Annotated in this window: 17 protein-coding genes; 10 read left to right on the plus strand and 7 right to left on the minus strand. The window is 66.5% G+C overall.

Annotated features, from left to right (window positions below):
- Window positions 1–1,071: hypothetical protein (locus EX88_RS24025; RefSeq protein ID WP_036149493.1), on the minus strand; the 1,071-nt coding region annotated here is incomplete at its 3' end.
- A gap of 992 nt (window positions 1,072–2,063) precedes the next feature.
- Between EX88_RS24025 and EX88_RS0119130 the strand changes: the two genes are divergently transcribed.
- Window positions 2,064–3,893: a sensor domain-containing diguanylate cyclase gene (locus EX88_RS0119130; protein ID WP_152566368.1), complete on the plus strand. Its 1,830-nt coding sequence runs from the start codon at window positions 2,064–2,066 to the stop codon at window positions 3,891–3,893.
- Window positions 3,894–4,017: 124 nt separating this feature from the next.
- Here the strand turns inward: EX88_RS0119130 and EX88_RS0119135 are convergent, their stop codons facing one another.
- Window positions 4,018–5,463, minus strand: a complete 1,446-nt coding sequence (locus EX88_RS0119135) for a galactose oxidase-like domain-containing protein (protein WP_036149502.1) — start codon at window positions 5,461–5,463, stop codon at window positions 4,018–4,020.
- Here EX88_RS0119135 and EX88_RS26180 point away from each other — a divergent pair.
- The 5 genes from EX88_RS26180 to EX88_RS0119165 all read left to right on the plus strand — a co-directional run bounded on the left by EX88_RS26180 (window position 5,438) and on the right by EX88_RS0119165 (window position 10,103).
- On the plus strand, window positions 5,438–5,650 hold the full coding sequence (locus EX88_RS26180; RefSeq protein ID WP_051885314.1) for a hypothetical protein: 213 nt from the start codon (window positions 5,438–5,440) through the stop codon (window positions 5,648–5,650). The genes EX88_RS0119135 and EX88_RS26180 overlap by 26 nt on opposite strands.
- A gap of 503 nt (window positions 5,651–6,153) precedes the next feature.
- Window positions 6,154–6,597, plus strand: a complete 444-nt coding sequence (locus tag EX88_RS24830; RefSeq protein WP_051885315.1) for a MarR family winged helix-turn-helix transcriptional regulator — start codon at window positions 6,154–6,156, stop codon at window positions 6,595–6,597.
- Window positions 6,598–6,714: 117 nt separating this feature from the next.
- Window positions 6,715–8,250 carry an aldehyde dehydrogenase family protein gene (locus EX88_RS0119150; RefSeq protein WP_051885316.1) on the plus strand — a complete coding sequence of 512 codons (1,536 nt, stop codon included), beginning with the start codon at window positions 6,715–6,717 and terminating at the stop codon, window positions 8,248–8,250.
- A 433-nt stretch (window positions 8,251–8,683) separates the two neighbouring features.
- Window positions 8,684–9,667, plus strand: coding sequence for an MBL fold metallo-hydrolase (locus tag EX88_RS0119160; protein WP_152566369.1), 984 nt, complete (start codon window positions 8,684–8,686; stop codon window positions 9,665–9,667).
- A gap of 49 nt (window positions 9,668–9,716) precedes the next feature.
- Entirely contained in the window at window positions 9,717–10,103 is a 387-nt protein-coding gene (locus EX88_RS0119165) for a hypothetical protein (protein WP_200875871.1), read from the plus strand.
- A gap of 98 nt (window positions 10,104–10,201) precedes the next feature.
- Here EX88_RS0119165 and EX88_RS0119170 read toward each other — a convergent pair whose 3' ends face one another.
- The gene (locus EX88_RS0119170; protein WP_031373601.1) at window positions 10,202–10,531 is read right to left on the minus strand and encodes a DUF1330 domain-containing protein; all 330 of its coding nucleotides are present in this window, start codon (window positions 10,529–10,531) and stop codon (window positions 10,202–10,204) included.
- An 88-nt stretch (window positions 10,532–10,619) separates the two neighbouring features.
- On the opposite strand from EX88_RS0119170, the gene EX88_RS0119175 reads away from it, so the two are divergent.
- Window positions 10,620–11,261, plus strand: a complete 642-nt coding sequence (locus EX88_RS0119175) for a Pr6Pr family membrane protein (RefSeq protein ID WP_031373602.1) — start codon at window positions 10,620–10,622, stop codon at window positions 11,259–11,261.
- A gap of 45 nt (window positions 11,262–11,306) precedes the next feature.
- Here the strand turns inward: EX88_RS0119175 and EX88_RS0119180 are convergent, their stop codons facing one another.
- Both EX88_RS0119180 and EX88_RS0119185 read right to left on the minus strand, forming a co-directional pair.
- Window positions 11,307–11,621, minus strand: a complete 315-nt coding sequence (locus EX88_RS0119180) for a hypothetical protein (protein WP_152566370.1) — start codon at window positions 11,619–11,621, stop codon at window positions 11,307–11,309.
- A gap of 198 nt (window positions 11,622–11,819) precedes the next feature.
- Window positions 11,820–14,708, minus strand: coding sequence for a LysM peptidoglycan-binding domain-containing protein (locus EX88_RS0119185; RefSeq protein ID WP_031373604.1), 2,889 nt, complete (start codon window positions 14,706–14,708; stop codon window positions 11,820–11,822).
- Between the two features lie 465 nt (window positions 14,709–15,173).
- On the opposite strand from EX88_RS0119185, the gene EX88_RS0119190 reads away from it, so the two are divergent.
- The 3 genes from EX88_RS0119190 (at window position 15,174) to EX88_RS0119200 (ending at window position 17,988) form a co-directional block, all read left to right on the plus strand.
- Window positions 15,174–16,115, plus strand: a complete 942-nt coding sequence (locus EX88_RS0119190; RefSeq protein WP_152566371.1) for a hypothetical protein — start codon at window positions 15,174–15,176, stop codon at window positions 16,113–16,115.
- A 200-nt stretch (window positions 16,116–16,315) separates the two neighbouring features.
- The gene (gene chrA / locus EX88_RS0119195) at window positions 16,316–17,548 is read left to right on the plus strand and encodes a chromate efflux transporter (protein WP_051885326.1); all 1,233 of its coding nucleotides are present in this window, start codon (window positions 16,316–16,318) and stop codon (window positions 17,546–17,548) included.
- A gap of 74 nt (window positions 17,549–17,622) precedes the next feature.
- Complete coding sequence (locus tag EX88_RS0119200; protein WP_200875872.1) at window positions 17,623–17,988, plus strand: hypothetical protein; 366 nt, start codon at window positions 17,623–17,625, stop codon at window positions 17,986–17,988.
- Between the two features lie 10 nt (window positions 17,989–17,998).
- Here the strand turns inward: EX88_RS0119200 and EX88_RS0119205 are convergent, their stop codons facing one another.
- Both EX88_RS0119205 and EX88_RS0119210 read right to left on the minus strand, forming a co-directional pair.
- Window positions 17,999–18,640 carry a Vat family streptogramin A O-acetyltransferase gene (locus tag EX88_RS0119205; RefSeq protein ID WP_031373608.1) on the minus strand — a complete coding sequence of 214 codons (642 nt, stop codon included), beginning with the start codon at window positions 18,638–18,640 and terminating at the stop codon, window positions 17,999–18,001.
- Between the two features lie 95 nt (window positions 18,641–18,735).
- Window positions 18,736–19,143, minus strand: a complete 408-nt coding sequence (locus EX88_RS0119210) for a GNAT family N-acetyltransferase (protein WP_031373609.1) — start codon at window positions 19,141–19,143, stop codon at window positions 18,736–18,738.
- Window positions 19,144–19,402 lie beyond the last annotated feature (259 nt).

The raw sequence follows: 19,402 nt of genomic DNA on the forward strand, positions 1-19,402 counted from the left end.
GCCGTAGTTGCTGTAGGCCGGCGCGGGGGTCGTAAGCGTCACCGCGATGTCGGGCAGACCGTTGACCACCAGCGGGCAGGCGAGGTCCTGCTCGTCGGTGCGGGTCTGGTTGGTGCAGGCGGTCGTCACGACATAGGTGTTGGCGGCGATGCCGGCCGGCGCGATCGGCGTAGCCGAGTAGCCCGCGCCGGGAATCACGTACAGCTCGTTGGCGCCCTCGAACTGGGTGACGTTGTTGACGCCGGCCGCGCGCGGATCGCGCACGGCCATGTTGCCGCTGGTGTGGGTCAGCTGCGCGGTCCAGCCGCCTGCGCCCAGGGTGGTCGACCAGGAGAAGTCGGTGAAGTTGAGTGCGGCGGAGAAGCGCGCTTGTACGAACTGGCCGCAGCGTTGCTGGATACCGTCGATGCCCTCGCCTCCCAGGCGTCCAAGGTAGCCGACTTTTACGGTATCGATAGTGTCGGCGCAGAACGGGCTGCGAAGCGTATGTACGGCATAGGCCTCGTTGATGCCGATATCCTGCGTCGACGAACTCGTCCCGGAGCGTTTGACCCAGTCGTTCGCATCCAAGACCAAGGCATAGCAGATGTGCCGGACCGAGCTCGGCCAGACACCGGCTCCCAGATAGTTACGGTCGTAGCCGCCGCCTCGTCCTACGACCTGATTAGCGGCGCAGGTATTTTCAAGCTCCGTGTTTCGTTGATCGTAGCTGGGAAAGTCGGTAAACGCCGCATCGTTCGTTACCGTGACGCTCACTCCATCGGTCGCGATGGACGCGCAGCGCAGATCGTAGTCGACGGTCATGCCGTCGGCGGAGTTGGCCGGCCCTATCGCGCGGTCGGTATGGCGGCCGCCGACCACTACCTTGTTCGCAGCGCAGTCCCGATTCGCGGTATTCGGATGAGGCGACCCCACCAGCCCAGCATCCGTGACCACGTTGCCGATGCCGATCCCCTGCTGAGCGAACACCGAGCCCGCGGGCAACACCGACAGCAGCGACGCCAGCAGCAGGGCGGAAGACCGGCGGCGGATCGGCAGCGTCGTCTGCGGCGAACGTTCTGTCTTGAACATGCTCGGGTCCCCACAGTTGATCGACGACAGCGACGATGAAGCGGCGTGGATGGCCAGGTTCGGCCCAGTCGCGCAGGCCGACAGCATTGTGGGCCTTTCAAGCATGCGGCGGCCCGATCGAGCCAGCGGCCGATTCGCCGGGTAGATCCGATCCGCCATGAAGCACATTAACCCCCCGAGGGCGGCCCAGGTTCGCAGCCCCTTCCAGCATCGCTTCTTCATCTGAGTGTTCCACTTGGTCGCCAGCCGCACGGACGGAGCCCGCGAACCGCTTATCGCCGTAATTTAGTGATACACGTCACAAAAATCGTGCCAACCTCCGTTATCAAGCAGATGTGCCGGGGTTACCGCGTCCTGGGCCGGGCCCGTCCCGCGGAGGCCTCTTGGGTGGCGTGCGGAATGCGGCAGTTTCTGACCCTCACGGCCAAAGCACATTAGTCGCCGCGAGCTGCCTCCCGGCGAGCCAGCTCGGCCGGCCCGAGGCCCCATTGCGGACCCGGACCGGTCTTCGATCTGTCGTCGCTGCATCCGCAAACCTCCCGATGCGCGTCGCTCGCCGGCCTTCGCTTATCGACGACCACCGATTCGTACTGCCGCCATGGGCCGCATGGTTCGCGGGAACCGCGGAACGAAGGCCAAGCGGATGACCGCTGTCGAACCCAACTGTCGTAGTCGTATAGGAATGTCGACACTGTGGGGAGACGACTGCGTGGGCCGCCGACGAATCCGAGCCATGCCGCGATCGCGGTATCGCCATCGCGACTTCGCTCTCGACGGCGCACGGCCGGCAATCGAGCCGCGTGCGCAACCGCGCCGAAACGCCTGTGACCCGTGTCACGCGCACGCCCGCGGCCGTATGGTCACCCCTTCTTTACACCCGCCGTCCTAGCCTCCGGACCAGGATGGCGACGGCGCATGCAGCGAAGGACGTCACGACAAACAGGCAAAGCGCAGGCGCACTCTAGAGCCGGCCGCCTTGTGCAGGAGGGAGTGTGAGAGACGCACCCGCAATGCCCAAGCGCGCCTGGACGGACTACGCGCTGATGGCGCTGCTGATCGGAACCTCGGCCTGGGCCTCGCTGACGCTCTCTCGCGGCCCCGGCGAACTCGCCGCCGTCTGGATCAGCAACGGCATCCTGGTCGGCTGGTTGTTGTCGCGCGCCACCGCCCACTGGCCGGGTTATATCGTCCTGGCCTTCGCCGTCGAGTTCGCGGCGCGGCTGGCGACCGCGGAAACCGTCGCCCAGGCCGCGCCGATCTCGGCGACCAATGTGGTGGAAGTGCTGATCGTCGCCGGTGTGGTCCGGCGTTTCGTGCCGAACGTCGGCGACCCGAAACGCTGGATCAGCCTGGGCGGCATCGCCACCACGAGCACCCTGGTGGCCTGCGCGACCTCCGGGCTGATCGCCGCGTCGATCATCGCCGCTCTGCACTCGACCTCGTTCGTCATCGACTTCGTCACCTGGTTCGCCGCGCACGTGGTCGGCATGGTGATCTTCGCCACCTCGACCCTGGTCGTGCATCGCGAGGGTAAAGGCCTGATCGCCGCGCCCGGACGGCGCTGGTCGTTCGTCCTCACCATGCTGTTGCTCGCCGTCATCAGCCTGGCGATCTTCCTGTCGCGTTATCCGATCCTGTTCATGGCCTACCCGGTGTTGCTGCTGGGCGCGTTCCGGCACCGGTTCGCCGGCGTGGCGGTGGGAGTGATTCTGCTGACCCTGATCGGCAGCACGGCGACGGCGCTCGGCTACGGGCCGTTGTGGCTGGTCGACGGCTTCGGTACCGCCGGACGCGTCGCACTGTTGCAGCTCTATATCGCCGGTGGTTGCCTGATGACCATCCCGGTGGCGCTGGCGATGGCCGAACGCAAGCGACTCGTAGCCGGGCTGCGCGAGAGCGAGCACCGCTATCGCTTGCTGACGGATTATTCGCACGACGTGATCGTGCGCATGCGCGTCGACGGCGAGCGCATCTACGTATCGCCTTCGGCCCAGGACATCCTGGGCTGGACCCCGGCCGAAATGCTCGGCACCCGCACCAGCCTGATCCATCCCGACGACCTGCAACGGCAGACCCAGATCATCGCCAACGTCATCGCCTCGCACCAGCCGGTGACCTCGATCTACCGGGTCCGCCACAAGGAAGGCCATTACGTCTGGATCGAGGCGGTCACTCGCACCATACCTTCCTCCGACGGCGACGGCTTCGACCTGATCTACGCCGGCCGCGACGTCACTCGCAGAGTCATCGCCGAGCAGGCCCTGGAAGCGAATCGTCTCGAATTGCGGCGCCTGGCCCTGGTCGACACCCTGACCGGGCTGGCGAACCGGCGTCAGTTCGACGAACGCATGGCGCTCGCGTTGGCGCGCCTGCAACGGCACGGTACGCCGACCTCGCTGATGTACCTCGACATCGACCACTTCAAGCGCATCAACGACAGCTACGGCCATGCCGCCGGCGACGAGATCCTGCGCATATTCGCCCATCGTCTGTTGCACTGCGTGCGCAACAGCGACCTGGCCGCGCGCCTGGGCGGCGACGAGTTCGTGGTGCTGATCGAGGATGCGGCCGTACCGCAAGCGGCCGAGGCGGTCGCGCGCAAACTGATCAAGACCATGAACCAGGACGTCGTCGTCGACGGCACCACGATCCGGGTCACCACCAGCATCGGCATCGCCTACACCCACGTGCCGACCGATGCGGCGACCTTCATGTCGGTCGCCGATGCCGCGCTGTACCACGCCAAGCGCGAGCGCAATACCTTCCACATCGAATCGGTGACCGCGCCGCCGCCGGGCAGCGTCGAGAACGGTTTCGCCTGAGCGTCGACGCGGCCCGTGCGATACACAGGCCAGGCTCTATACCGGGCAGGCTCGCCACGGATCAGCGTCGCCGCGCGACCGGTCCAGCCGCGCGGCGACGCTGACGACAGCGCTTACTACGGCATCAGACCGGCGGTGGACTGATCCTCAGGATGTCGGCCTGCGACGGCGTGCCCAGGCTGTTGATCACGAACAACAGGTACGAACCCGGCGGTGTATGCGCCTTGTTCTGCGGTAACACCGCCGTCAACGTATGGTCGGCCACGGTGAACGGCAGTTCCACGTAACGCTGGTCCATGTCGAAGGAGTGGGTGACCGAACCGGTCTTGACCAGGGCGACGCGCTTGATGCTGCCGGCGTTGGGCGTGCCGATCGAAATCGTCGCCCCGGCCTGGACGTTGAGCGGTGCCGAGGTGATGACCGGCCTGGGCGCGCGCTTGCCGCTCGGCAGGAACAAGTACGGCGGGTAATAAATCTCCGCGTCGAGATTATTGACCGGCGCCGACCCCGCCGCGCCGCCGGCCATGGTCAGCACCGTCGCGTCGGGCAACAGCAACGCGGTCGAATGATAGAGCCGCATCCGCTGCGCCTTCGCCGCCTGGGTCCAACGCTTCTGCGCGGGATCGTAGATCTCGCTGGTGTAGGCGACGTTGACGGCCTTGTTCGCGACCTGGCTGCCGCCGGACACCAGCACCCGGCCATCGGCCAGCACGGTGGCGTTGTGCCAGTGGCGCGGATAGGTCATCGATGCGACCTGCTCGACGTTCGGCACGGTCGTGGCAATGTCGATGACGTGCGCTTGGCTGGAGGCCGCCTGCAGATTGCCGCCGCCGACCTGCAGGATCTTGCTCGGCGCGATCATCACCGCCGAGGAGGTCCAGCCGATGTTAGGACCCGGGAAGGTGCCGACGCGCTGGAAGGCACCGGCGCCGGCGGTCTTGATGCGATACATGACCTGGTTGTTGAAACCGAACACCTGGCCGTCGGGGGCAAGGAAGTTGCGCGGGTAGTACTCGAATACGCCGCTGGTGTTCGCCCCGGTCAACAGACGATAGGTGCCGTTGCGCTGGCGCACCTCGGGCAGGTCCTTGCCGCCTGCGCCGCCCTGCACGTAGATCTCGCCATTGGCCAGCGCGGTCGCGGTCGCATACCAACGCTTGCGATGCATAGCGCCGGTCTTGCTCAGGCTGTCGTCGAGGGACCGATAGAGCGTAGTGTCGGCGTTCGGATTGTTGGTGCTCTGCCCGGCGGCACTGGTGATGTCGCCGCCGAACAGCTGGATGTTGCCGGTGCCGGGCACGATCAGCTGGGCGCCGCAGAAGACATCGACACTGGTCCGGTTCGGCAGGGTGTTGTGCGAAAGCGAGCCGGTGCCCAGCAAGGGGTCCCAGATGTCGTAGACGAACTTGCCGGTCTGGATGCCGTTGCGGTCGGTGCCATAGGACAGCACCCGCCCGTCCGGCGTCAGCACGGCATGGATGCCGATCAAGGGCCACTTCATGACCGGCGAGTAATTGCCCTTGACCGGGTCGCCGACCTCGGGGATGGAAGCCGACGGCGAGGGCGCCATCGCCGCCGTCGGTGTCGCGGCCGCGGCCGCTGACGTCGCGCTGGGCGATTTGGCGGCGTTTGCCGGCGCCGCGGCCGGTGTCGCTTTCTGCGTTGACGCGGGGCTGTTCGTCCCGGGAATGACGGTAGCCGCCAATGCTGCGCACGACGCGGCCAATCCGACGATCAGGGGCAGCCTCTTGTGTTGATCCATACCAACTCCTTAATTGCATCCATGAAAGAACGTGGCGCTGCACCCCCTGTGTTTGCCGCACCGCTACCAGTTCAATCACGGAACGCCTGGGCTGTCACCGCGGTTTTCGTTAACTCAATGAATCATCTTCGCGAGCGCTGTCGTCGAGCCAGCGCTGGGTGATGGCACACAAACGATGACGAGTTCGTCGAAGCTCAAGGCTGATCGCGCTTGCACGCGCTTTCGCCGATTCGGACCGAGGCCGTCGAGGCAAGGCGATCCAGGTAACGTGCTTCAAAACACATTCCAAAGATTCATGTAATTCGCTCAACGGCCGGCATCGATCGCAGGGCCATCGCCATCGCGGTGCGCAAGTCAAGCGCATCGTTCGCCGCAACGACCTTGCATGCGCGGCGACACCTCGGTTCGTGCGGTCGGAGCGGAAACCCGCGCCCCGTTAAGTTGACATTGTCATCTCCGCATCCCGACAATCCTTCGGTCGTCCACGATGGAACGCCCATGCCGGCCAGCCGCGACATCGAGATACTCAATCTCGTCAACACGATCATGCATCAGGCCACCGCGCGCATGCAGCGTTCGCTGCGCGAAGCCGAGCTCGGTCTGGCGGCGATGGAAGCGCGCACCCTGCGCTTCGTCGCACGCCATCGTGGCTGCACCCAGAACGACATCGTCCGCGAGAGCGGCCGCGACAAGGCCCAGATCGCGCGGATCATCAAGACTCTGCTGGAGCGCGGCCACGTCGAGCGGATCGACAACGAAGCCGGCGAGAAGCGCCAGCGCCTGTGCCTGACGGCGAGCGGCGCCGAAACGCATGCCGAGGCCGAAGCCCTGCGTGCGGTGGTGGCGAAGGACCTGCTGCATGACCTCAACCAGACCGAACGCAAACAGCTCGAAAGCCTGCTGCGGCGCATGTCGCACGGCCCGACGTCCGACCCGGGCTGACCCGGGCCGACTGTCGCAGAGTTGACTTTATCAACTCATGACGGAATAGTTGACAATATCAACTCCGAGCCGGCGCGGCATCGCGCGGGCGCGGCTTAGCCCTACGGGAACCCCGGCATGACCCAGGCTGCGAACGAAACCGCCGGCGCACCGGCGCCCGCGCACTCCGGCGAAGCGCTCGACGCGCTGCGCCGCACGCTGTCGCAACAGCCCCCGGCCGTGCTGATCGACGGCACCTGGCGTGCCTGCGTATCGGGCCGCACGCTCGAAGTCGACGATCCGGCTAGCGCAAGCCGCATCGCCGTCATCGCTGCCGGCGACGGCCACGACATCGACCTGGCGGTCGCCGCGGCCCGGCGCGCGTTTCGCGACGGTCCCTGGCCGCGCCTGCCCGCATCGAAGCGCGCCGCCCTGCTGTTCGCCCTGGCCGACGCCATCGAAGCCCGGCAAGAGGAATTCGCCCTGCTGGAATCGCTCGACGCCGGCCACAGCCTGGCTTCGATCCGCAAAGGCGATCTGCCGCTGGGCCTGCGCTCCTTGCGCGACTACGCCGGCTGGGCGACGAAGATCGCCGGCGAAGTGCCAATGCGCTCGGCCGACCAAGCCGGCATGGACTACTTCCTGCGCGAACCGATCGGCGTCGTCGCCATCGTCACGCCCTGGAACGCGCCCTTCCTGATGGTGCTGCAGAAACTCGCCGCCGCCCTCGCCGCCGGCTGCACCACGGTGATCAAGCCGGCCGAACTGGCGCCGCTGTCGGCGCTGCGCATCGGCGCACTCTGCCGCCAAGTCGGTATCCCCGATGGCGTCGTCAACATCGTCACGGGCGAGGGCGCGAGTGCGGGGCAGGCGCTGGCCGAGCATCCCGACGTCAACCTGATCAGTTTCACCGGCTCCACCGAGGTCGGCCAATCGATCATGGCCGCGGCCGCGCGCAGCAACCTGAAACGGGTCGTGCTCGAACTCGGCGGAAAGTCCCCGGTGGTGGTCTTCGCCGATGCCGACGTGGACAAGGCGGCGCAAGCCATCGTCGCCGAGATCGCTTTCAAAAGCGGCCAGTATTGCGCGGCGGGATCGCGCGTCTTCGTCCAGCATTCGATCCACGGCGCCTTGCTCGAACGGATGCACGCGGCGATGGACCGGCTGCGCATCGGCGCCGGCTACGACGAGACGACCGATATGGGGCCGATGATTTCGCAGCGGCAACGGCAGCGCGCCGAGGCCATCATCCAGCACAGCCTCGCCGCCGGCGCACGGGCACTGCGCGGCGGCCGCGCGCGGCCGGGCCCGGGCTATTTCTTCGAGCCGACCTTGTTGACCGAGGCCAGCGCCGATATGCGGATCGCGCGGGAGGAGATCTTCGCACCCGCGATCGTGGTGACCCCGTTCGCCGACGACGCCCCGCTCGCCGCCGTCGCCGCGCTCGCCAACGATTCGCGCTACGGCCTGTCGGCGAAACTGTGGGCGCGCGACCTGGGCACCGTGCACGGCCTGATCGGCCTACTCGAAACCGGCCAGGTCATCGTCAACGGCGGCGGCGGCGAAGCCACCCTGCCGTTCGGCGGCGTCAAGCAATCCGGCTACGGCCGCGAGAACGGCCACATCGGCCTGTCGGCGTTCACCGAGATCAAGGCGGTGCGCCTGGGCTATTGAGGCCCGGCGCGGATGAACCCACGCGGTTCATCCGCGATAGCCGGTGCCCGGCACGCGGCGCACGAATTGCCGGCACAGACAGGTTTCCTGCACGAAGCGTTCGTGTTGCCCGTGTACGGCTCGGAATTCTGCTTTCGAAGCGACCCGGCCGCACTCGTCCTTGATGTAGCGGGAACAGAACATGCCGCCGAACGAGGTCTGCCCGGAGGGCCTGTAGTCGGAGTACAGCCGCCCATCGAAAGTACGCGCTCGGCGTTCGCGGGCGAAGCCCGGCGCCACAGCCTGTCCTTTGTACGGCCGATTCTCCGTTTTCGACAGGGGGCCTGGAGCGGCCACGCGCGCGGCGAGTGGCGGGTAACGACACCTTCCTCGACCATCGAGCCCGCTCACCGGCCCAAGCCGGACATCGGGCCGGATCTACCGGAGGCGCATCGTGAAGACATTGCTCGCAGTGGCACTGATGACGACGGCCGGGCAAGCCTGGGGCGCGCCGGTACCCGGCTCGCTGGAGGTGCACTGGAACGCCGGCGCGCCGGATTGCGCGGCGACACCGCAATCGCCCCTGCAAGTGCACGCCTACGAGCCGCAGACCTTGATCCTGCGTCAAAGCCCCTGCGCCGACTTCGAAGCGAACTTTGTTTATTTGTTGATCGGCAGCGACCGCGCCTTGCTGATCGACACCGGCGCGGTGGCCGATCCGCAACGGATGCCGCTGGCCAAGACCGTGCTCGATCTACTGCCGGCCAAGAACGGCGCAAAACTGCCGTTGCTGATCGTGCACACCCACGGCCATGCCGACCATCGCGCCGGCGATGCGCAGTTCGCTTCGTTGCCCTCGGTCCGGATCGCGCCGACGGAGTTGCCCGAGGCGCGGACTTTTCTCGGTCTCGACGATTGGCCGAACGGCGTCGCCCGCATCGACCTCGGCGGCCGCAGCGTCGAAGTGGTCGCGACCCCGGGCCATCACCCGGGCCACATGAGTTTCTACGATGGGCGCACCGGCCTGTTCTTCTCCGGCGATTTCCTATTGCCCGGCCGCCTGCTGATCGACGATGTCGACGCGTATCGAGACAGCGCGGTGCGGGCCGCGGAGTTCCTGAAGGCCCGTCCCGCGACTCACATCCTCGGCGGGCACATCGAACTCGGCCTCGACGGCCGGGCCTATCCCAGCGGCGCCCAGCACCATCCGCGCGAACGTCCGCTGCAACTGAGCCGGCACGATCTGCTCGCCCTGCCGGCCGCACTCGACGGCTTCAACGGCTTCTACGCACGGCACCCGACTTTCATCCTGTCCAACCCCATCCACAACCTGCTGGCGATAGCAGTCGCTGTCCTGGCGCTGCTCGCCCTGTCGATCTACGCCGGGCGACGTGCGCTGCGGCGACGGCGGAAGCAGGCACAAGCAACCACCCGATAACCGCCGGCCAAGGCCAACCGCATCGTCGAGGAATGCCATGAGTGAAAACGTGTCGGCAGAAACCCGATCCACCCTGCTCGCCCACGAGCACAGCTATCGTCGCTCGGCCTGGTGCTGGAAGGTCGGATACCGCGCGCTGCTGGTGATATCGGCCTTGCTGAGTTCTTTCGCCGCCATCGTCGGCAAGATCCAGATCCTCGGCTTCGAGCATCCCGGCGATGTCGCCTCGATCGCCGCGGCAGGCGCCGCCGTCATCACCACCTTGATCGCGGCCCTGGACTTCGAAACCAATTCTCGTGCGAACCGACGCTCTCGGCACGAAGTCAGAATCCTGTTGATCGAAGCCGAGAAATCCACCGCCGGCAACGACGCCCTGCTGGCCGGGCTGCAGGACGTGGTCAGGCGCCGCAGCGACGAACTCTACAAACTCGATTAAGCCGGCTCGATTGAATGGGCTCGATTGAGTGGGCTCGATTGAATCGGCGAATATGCGCCGGCCCGGCGGTGAGCCGGCACCTACCGCGGATCCAGCTTCTAGCCGGCCGCCGCCAGGATGTCGGTCGCACGATGCTGCTCGTCGGTTCCGTCGACCAGGATGACGTCGCCGACAGAATTGTCGCTGCGCAACGGCAAGATGGCCTGATAGGCCGGCGAGTAATACCAGGCCTTGGCCTTGGCCATATCGGCAAAGCCGATCAGGATCAGGTGCCCGGGAAACGCACCCTCGACCACGTCCGGCTGCGCACCGTGCACGAGGAAGCGGCCACCGAACGGTTCCAGGGTGGCGTCGATGCGCTGCAGGTATTCGACGATGGCGGGGTTGAACGAAACTTCGCGAAGATGAGCGACGGCGTAAGCTGGCATGGTGCGTCCTGTGAGGGGTGGATGAGCGACGCTGGCCCAGCGATCACGGGTGTACTCGGATGCGCCGCGAGCGGCGCGAGGAAACGCTGTGGAGACTCGCAACGACCCGCGCGCGCGCCGCGCATCGGCCGCGGTGGCGGCGCTGGCCTGGTTCGGCGTGCTGCTGCAGCTGTGGCTGTCGCTACGGCTGGCCCAGCATAACGGCAAGTCGGCCTTCGACGGCCTGGTCGCTTTCCTGGGCTATTTCACCGTGCTGACCAACGGCTTCGTCGCCCTGATGTTCTCGCTGCCTTTCGTGCTCGGCCATGCCCGGTCGGACCGCTGGCTCGGCACGGGGCAGCTGCGGGGCTGCGCCACCACCGCCATCGTCATGGTCGGTCTCGCTTATCACTTCCTGCTGCGCAACGTCTGGGCGCCCGAAGGCTGGCAATGGGTCGCCGACATCAGCCTGCATTACGCGACGCCGCTGATGGTGCTGGGGCACTGGATCGCGTTTCCTCCCGCCCGCGTGCCGACACTGCGCTCGGCGCTGATCTGGTGCGCCTATCCGATGGCGTATCTGCTCTATGCGCTGGTGCGCGGCGAATTGCTCGGCGCCTATCCCTATCACTTCATCGACGTCGCCGCCCTCGGCTATACCAAGGTCCTGATCAACTCGCTGTGGCTGCTGCTCGGCTTCGTGCTCGTCGGCGGCGCGATCGTCGGCCTGGCGCGTTGGCGTGGGCGATAGCCCTCGCTCCACCCTTCTTCCCTGTAGAGAACAGCGAATGGTCGCTCAAACCGAGCCGGGCCGCCCTTCCATGCCGCTCGGATCGGCGGTGAGCAATTCCTCGTGCAGGTTGAAGACGCCGTCGCCGTCCACGCCGGGATCGCCAAGGGCGTAGAGGGTCGCGAACACCGTCTCGTAGGCGGTTCCGCGCATCAGCAGACACAGGTCGCGCGGCGTGGCGCCGAGTGCGAGCAGACGCCCGATCGCCGCTCCGGTATCGGCGAACGGTTCGTCTGGCCGCTTTTCGTAATGGGCGGCGATGCGCTGCGGCACCGCCTCGTCCATGTTCGTGTCGATGACTTCCAGCCACAGGTGCTGCAACAGTTCTGCGCGTGTCGCCATAATCGTGGCCGCTGATCCAGGCAGGGAGTGAGTGCGCCGCAGCCCGGACGAATCGATCGCCGGGCGCGGATGCTACGTCATGTCAGGGCTCGCGATGCGCCCACGGGCGCATCGCGAGCTACGTCATGTCAGGGCTCGCGATGCGCCCACGGGCGCATCGCGACGGACCGGCGGTGCTCAGGGCGTCGGCAGTTGGGCAATGCCGAAGTCGCGCACCACCGCGTCGATGTGGCCGACCGTGGCGACGATGCCGTCGACCTTCGCCGCTCCGCCGCGGGTGGCGATATAGGCTTCGGGGCGAACCACGGTGGTGTCGCTGCCGAGCTTGGACACGTCGCCGTCGAACTTGTCCAAGGCCTGGTGCAGCTCGGTGCGCAAGCGCTCCAGTTTGTCGGTCGGCATGGCGTTGACCCAGGCGACGAACTGGTCGCGCGCGCCGGGCTCGTCGAGCTTGTAACCCTTGGCCTCGGCATACCGCGCCAACAGCGTCACCGGGCTCCAGCCTTCGCCGCTCTGGTCGACCAGGGCCTGCGAGACCTGCGGATTGAACTTCGCATGCTCGAGGAACTTCGCCGAGGCCTCGTTCATGTGCGCGTTGGAGTGCTCGATGCGGTCCTTCATGGTCAGGCCGGCGGTGGCGACCACGACCAGGCCGATGCCGACCGGGCCGAGCCAACTGCCGGCGCCGAGCGCGGAGGCGAAGGTGGTGCCGGACAGCGCCGCCATGGTGCCGCCGACGCCGGCGGTCAGGTACATGCCGGCGCGAACGTCGTCGCCCTTCTGATGCGCCTCAACCGCATTCCAGTAATCGAAGCCGGCGGACAGATAACCGAACACGCGATCGGCGCGGGTCCAGCGGCCCGGATCGATGCTCACGCCATCGAGCTTGTTGCCGGCGCCGAAACGGCCCAGGGTCGAGTCCTCGGTGACCATGCCCAGGCCGACCGCGAGCTCGGTGCCCTTCTGGCCCAGGTTGGCGGCGTCGACGATCGCCTTGAGATCGTTCTTGTTGGTCAGGCTGAACTGGCCGTCGTTGGCCTTGCTCGCCGAATTCATGAAGCCCATGGTCGCGAAGCCCAGGCCGACCATGCGCAGCAGCTGGCCGGCCGGCTGGTTCTTCTCGAACACCGGCCGGCTCGATTCGGCGGTGAAGCGGCGATCGACGTTGTTCATCGCTTCGGCCTGGGTCTTGAGCTTGGCGATGATCTGCTCGGTGCCGTCGCCGGCCGCCGGCAGACTCTTCTTCAACTCGTCGACCAGCTTGACGTAGCTCTGGTACTTGCCGCCTTCGACGTCCAGGCCGAGCAACTTGATCAGCGCAGGGTTCTTGAGCTTATCGATCGACTGCTCGGCCTGCTGGATGCTCGCCGGGTTGCGCGGATCGTAGTTGTGCGCGGCCGAGAGCACGTCATTGCGGATATAGGCGTTGGCGATTTCCTTGCCGAGCTTGATGCCCTGCTCGCCGAACTTGCCGGTATAGGCCAGGTTCTGCATCAGGCGCTTGCCGGCCAGGGAATCGATGTAGTCCGGGTGCTGCTTCAGGGCCAGGCTGATCGCGTAGGCGGACTTGGTGTCGCCGAGAATGCCCTCGATGGCTTTCTTGGTCTTGTCCTGCTGGTCGGCCGGCGCGTTGCTCAGGCTGTCGATCTGGTCGAGCAGGGTCTTGCCCTGGTCGGCGACCTTGTTCTGCAATTCTTCGGCGGTCTTCGCCCAGTTCGATCCGGCGCCGCTGGTGTAGTCCTTGATCGCCTGGTTGAGCTGGTCCGGCGTCATCGAGCCGCCGTGGTTGTTGATCAACCAGCTCAGTTCGTCGGTGTGTTTGGCGAGCTTGTCGACATTGCCGTTGACGCTGCCGGCGTACATCTGCACGCCCATGATCGCCGCGTCGACCGACTGCGGGCCACCGTGCGCCTGCGCCATCGCGATCGACAGGTTCGGACGCGCGCCTTCGGACACGCCCAGATGGATCTGCGAGCCGTCCAGAGGCAGATCGGTCATGCCCTGGATCGCGATATCGCCTTCGGAGGTGCCGCCGACCTGGCCGGCGATGTGGACCAGCGAGCGGGTGCCGTCGATGCCGAGGCGGATGCTGTAACCATCGTTCTCGGCGCGGCCGAGGAAGTCCTTCAAGGCATCGACGCCGTGCTCGGCCAATGCGCCGGCGATGCGCGGTTCGGCACCTTCGATCAGCTTCTCGAGTTTCTGCAGGCTTTCGGCCGGCTTGGAGGCCGGGCCGCTGCGCGAGTCCTTCCACGGTTCGCCCTTCAGCGAATCGGTGAATGCCGGCCCGATCTTCTGCTCGACGAGTTTGTCGAAGCCGTCGCTGGACAGCAGGCGCGTCTGCGCCTCGGGCGACAGCTTCGGCAACTCGCGGCTGAGCGTATCGACCGCGCCCTTCGCGTCCGGTGCGGCCCCCGCCGCCTTGAGCGTGCTGTCGACCTCGTGCTGGATGCCGACCTCCTTGACCGCCGCTTCGGCCGCGGCCTTACCGGCCGGGTCGTTGTCGTAGCGTTTGACGACTTCGGCGCCGTACTGCTGGATCGCCTTGGCGTCGAGGACGCCGCCGTTGGCGCTTGCGTCGAAATCGGCCTTGATCTCGGCAGCGATGCTCTTTTGCAGTTCCTCGCGCGCGGTCGTGCTGAGGCTGGCGTAGCCGGAACGGATCGGCTGGTAGTCCGGGTCGTTGTGCTGGCGGGTATAGCCGCTGTCGAAGGCGGCGAGGTTGTCCTCGGCGTTGAGATATTTCTTCATCGCCTCGTCGCTCTTGGCCTGCTCGGGCGACGGGTTCGGATCGGCCTTGGGCGCGGCGTGCTGCTTGATCGTCGGCACGATCAGGTCCTTGCCGGGATCGATCGGACCGTTGTCGATCTGGTTGCGCTCGGCGATCTGCTGGGCGGTGACCGGCGCTTCCGGCGTGCTGTATTTCTGCGCGATCGACTCCAGGGTGTCGCCGGCCTCGACCTGGTGGTACTCCTCCTGCGGCTGCGGCGGCGGCACCACGGCCTGCGCGGGAGCCTGCGGGTACTGCAGGTGGTAGGGAACGCCATCGATGCTCGGGATGCCCATGGAGTCGAACGCCTGCGATGAGAGATCGCGGAATTAGATCAACCGATCGTCGTCTCGCCTAGCTAGGGCGAGTACGGATATGCACTGTCATCGCATTGACATGTGTTCGCTATGTTTTCGCATGTGCATGTTTGTGCGCGATCTCGCGTCCGTGCACGGCATCACGGACAAACGATCGTCGTATTGCTTTCGAGTTTCCCGGCCGGACGCGGCCGACGCGCCGCCGATGCATGGGCTCGCCGTCGATTCGGCGTTTTGTGGCGGCCGAACCGATCATGTTGCGACCGACGCGAGGACGCAGCGCAGCCGTCAATCACAAAACGCTGCCGGTCCGCGGCCGCAACGCGCGATTGCGACGCAATGCCGCTGAAAACGCGGCAGGTTTACAGGCGATGACCCTCGCATAACCTTGCCGGGACTAGAGAGGCGGTTGCAGGGGATGCGCAGGATTGCGGAGACAGGCTCATGTCCACACTCACCGTTTCTTCCAAGTGCTTGCTGTGCGCAGGCTTTGCCGCGTCGATGATGTGCGCGGGCCCGGCCGCGGCCGATTCGTTGTTGACCTATGTCGACCCGAACACCGGGCAGCGGCATACCTACACCGCCGCGACCGCCGATTTTTCGCTGCATCAGGCCGGCGAGTACCTGACGATCAGCGTGCAGGGCCGCGATGGCCGCCCGCCCTCGACGAGCGTGTTGATCGTGCCGCCCGCGGGGCAGACCCTGATTCCCGGACGTTACTACGAAGCGCAATGCCCCGGCTTTTTGTTCGGCCGTACACCGGGGCTCGTCGTGTCCGGATGGACGGGCTACGACTGCGGCGACGATCCCGGCCACGACGGCGACGAAAGTTGGGGCTGGTACGCCCTGCGGCAGATCCAGCGCGACGCCGCCGGCGCCATCACCGGCGCGGAAATCGCCTACAGCCAGCACTTCAACGGGCCCGACAGCCCGGCCGTGGTCGGCACCATTCGTCATGGCGTCGAGCCGCTGTCGTTCGTGTTGAACGGCCTGGTCGCCCCGGATACCTATTCCAACAAGGGCTTCTATGGCGACACCAGCTTCTTCGCGTTGAGCGGCAGCACGAGCGGCGTGCATTTCGAAGTCGCCGGCCGGCGCGACACCTGGTCGGTAGGCATCAAGCCGCCTTCGGGACGGACGCTGCAGGTGGGCACGTACTCGCTGGCGGAGTTCGCCGATGCGAGCCACGCGAGCGTCGGCGTCGACGGCGAGCCCAACGGCAGCTCCAACGGCGGCTACTGCCCCAGCGTGTCCGGTTCGCTGCAGATCAAATCGATCGGTCTCGACGCGGCCGGCAAGGTGACCGGGCTGTATGCGATTTTCGAGCAGCGCTGCAGCGCGGATGCGCCGCAGAGCCTCAACGGGGTGATTCATTACCGCCGCTGATCGGCGTGCGGCGGTCCAGGCCGATACCGATGCCGGCGTCGATGCGCTCGACGCGGCTCTGCGATCGGGCGCCGGAGCCGGTTCATGAGCGCGCGTGAACCGGCTCCCGCGATCGAGTCGTGCCTGCGATGCAAGCGTCCGGCGCCCCGGTCGCGCGCCTAGAATGGACCGGCATTACGCCGCCGAACCGAGGAAGCCGCTTGTCCGCAGCAGACGTCCACGCCCGCGCCGACGGCCCCGGCAATGCGAGAGAAGTGTTTCGGGTTTTCCTGCGCCTCGGGCTGACCTCGTTCGGTGGCCCCATCGCCCACCTGGGCTATTTCCGCGAAGAGTTCGTACGCCGTCGCGGCTGGCTCGACGATGCGTCCTTCGCCCGCTTGCTGTCGATCTGCCAGTTCCTGCCAGGCCCGGCCAGCAGCCAGATGGGCTTCGCGATCGGGCTGCTGCGCGCCGGCTGGCGCGGCGCCCTGGCGGCGTTCCTGGCCTTCACCCTGCCCTCGGCGCTGCTGATGTTCGGCTTCGCCCTGTATGCACCGCAGTTCCTGCACGGCCCGGTGGGCAGCGCCGTGGTCCACGGCTTGAAGTTGGTCGCGGTGGTGGTGGTGTCGCACGGGCTCGTCGGCATGGCGCGGTCGCTGACGCCCGATCTGCAGCGCCTGGCGATCGCCGCTGGCGCCTGTGCCTTGGTGCTGCTCGCCGATGGCGCATGGTGGCAGTTCGTGGCCATTCTCGGCGGCGGCATGCTCGGTGCCTGGCTATGCCGGCCCGCCGCCTTCGACGCGGCCGCGACGCCGCCACTGCGCTACGGGCGGCGTCTCGCCGGCGCCTGCTTCGTGGTGTTCCTGGTGACGCTGGCATGCTCGCTGATTCCCTCGGGCAGCGCGCCGTCGCTGCGCGGATTGGCCGGCGCCTTCTATCGCGCCGGCTGCTTCGTGTTCGGCGGCGGCCACGTCGTGCTGCCGCTGCTCAAGGACGAGCTCGTGGTCAGCGGCTGGATCGGCGCCGATACGTTCCTGGCCGGCTACGGCGCTGCGCAGGCGATGCCCGGACCGATGTTCACCCTGGCGGCCTACCTGGGCGCCAGCCTCGACCTCGGCCTGCCGTCGTGGTTGAGCGCCGGCGTCGCACTGATATGCATTTTCCTGCCCGGGTTCCTGCTGCTGGTCGCCGCCCTGCCGGCCTGGGCCGCATTGGTAAGCCGCCCCTGGGCGGCGCGGACCGTCGCCGGCATCAACGCCGCGGTGGTCGGCCTGCTCGCCGCCGCCTTGTACGACCCGGTCTGGCGCGAAGGCGTGAGCGGACTGGCCGACGCCGCGATCGTCGCGGTCGGCTGGGCGCTGGTGTGGCGACTGCGCCTGTCCGCCTTGTGGGTGCTGGCTTGGTGCGTCGGCGCGGCGGTGGCGGGGTCGCTGTGGATTGGCTCCCCGGCCTGAGCGAGCGGTGGTACTGGCGGCACGATGTCGTCGGCGCGAAGCTGACCGGTCTTCCAGCCTCGATGGAGTGCGCAATGAAGAAGTTCCTGGCCGTCTACCTGGGCTCGGCGGAAGCCTTCGAGCGCTCCGAATGGAGCAAGACGCCCGACGAAGCCCGCCGCAAGCAACTCGAACAAGCGGGCATGCACGCCTGGAGCGCATGGGTTGGCGCGCATCGGAGCAGCATCGTCGACCCGGGCACGCCGCTCGGCAAGACCAAGCGCATCGACGCCCACGGCGTTTCCGACAGCAGCAATCGGTTGACCGCCTACACCGTCATCGAAGCCGAGTCGCACGAAGCGGCGGCGAGCCTGTTCGAACGGCATCCGCACTTCACGATATTTCCAGGCGACTCGGTCGAGGTCATGGAGTGCCTGCCGTTGCCGGGCTCGCCTCTTTAGCGGGCTGCGTTCAAACCTCGCTCGCGCAACGGCGCAAGGCCTCGATATCGCCGGCGACGATGCACTGAAGATGCCGGGTGATCTTCTCGACCGGCCAGTCCCACCAGGCCAGCGACTCCAGGGCGGCGATCTCGTCGGGCACGAAGCGCTGCCGGATCGGCTTGGCCGGATTTCCGCCGACGATGGTATAGGCCGGAACGTCGGCGACCACGACCGAGCGCGACGACACGATCGCGCCGTTGCCGATCCTGACGCCGGGCATGATCAAGGCTTCGAAGCCGATCCAGACATCGTGGCCGACCACGGTATCGCCCTTGTACGGCAGTTCGCCGGCTTCGGGCATCACGCGTTCCCAACCGTTGCCGAAGATCTGGAAGGGATAGGTCGATATGCCCGAAAGCTTATGGTTGGCGCCGTTCATGATGAACTTGACGCCGCGCGCGATGGCGCAGAACTTGCCGATGATCAGTTTGTCGCCGATGAACGGAAAGTGGTACAGCACGTTGCGCTCGAAGTTCTCCGAGTCGTCCGGATCGTCGTAATAGGTGTAGTCGCCGACGACGATGTTCGGATTCTTGATGGTGTTCTTGATGAAACACACCTGCGGAAACCCATCCATCGGATGAGTCTGTTCGGGACTGGGACCTTGCAAGACGAACTCCTGGTCGATCGTTGGATACCGCGCCAATGCACGCCGGGTGATCGCGCCGGGCCATTGCGTATCGGGCGATGGCGAGCCGGACGAGATCAGCGCTCGAAGGCCATGCCGACCGACGCCGGCGCGGTGAGCTCGAAACCGTATTGCGCGTACAGATGGCGCGCCTCGCCGTCGGCGATCAAACTGACGTAGGCGGTTTCCGGCGCATGGTCGCGCAAATAGGCGGAGATGTCCTGCATGATCCGCTTGCCCAGGCCCCGGCCCTGATGGCCCGGCAACACCGCGATATCGACGACCTGATAGAAACAACCGTCGTCGCCGATCACCCGGCCCATGCCGATCGGCGCGCCGTCGCCGAGAATCTGCACCGCGAACAAGGTATTGGCCAGGCCGCGCACGGCGGCGGTTTCGCTCTTCGCGCTCAGGCCGGAATCGACGCGGAGCATGCGATACACCTCGACGGAGGGGGTTTCGTGGATCGCGGTATAGACGGTCATCGGGCTCTCGACAATGAGTGAATGGCGCAGCGCGCGCGACTCGCGGCCGGCATCGCAAGTCCAACGGCGATCTCACGGCGAATGCTTGCCGGTTGCGATATGCACGGGCGCCCATGCTATCGCCGCATATCGAAAGGCGGCCCGGCCGATGCGCCAGTTCGCGCAAAAATCACGAATCGACCGCCCGGCGACGCCAAGACGCAAGGATTTTCCGGTATTTGGCGTTATCGCCCCCGTTCGGTACTCTTGCCCCAGCCAC

Source organism: Lysobacter antibioticus (assembly GCF_000731095.1).
In the GTDB taxonomy this organism is placed as follows: Bacteria; Pseudomonadota; Gammaproteobacteria; order Xanthomonadales; family Xanthomonadaceae; genus Lysobacter; species Lysobacter antibioticus_B.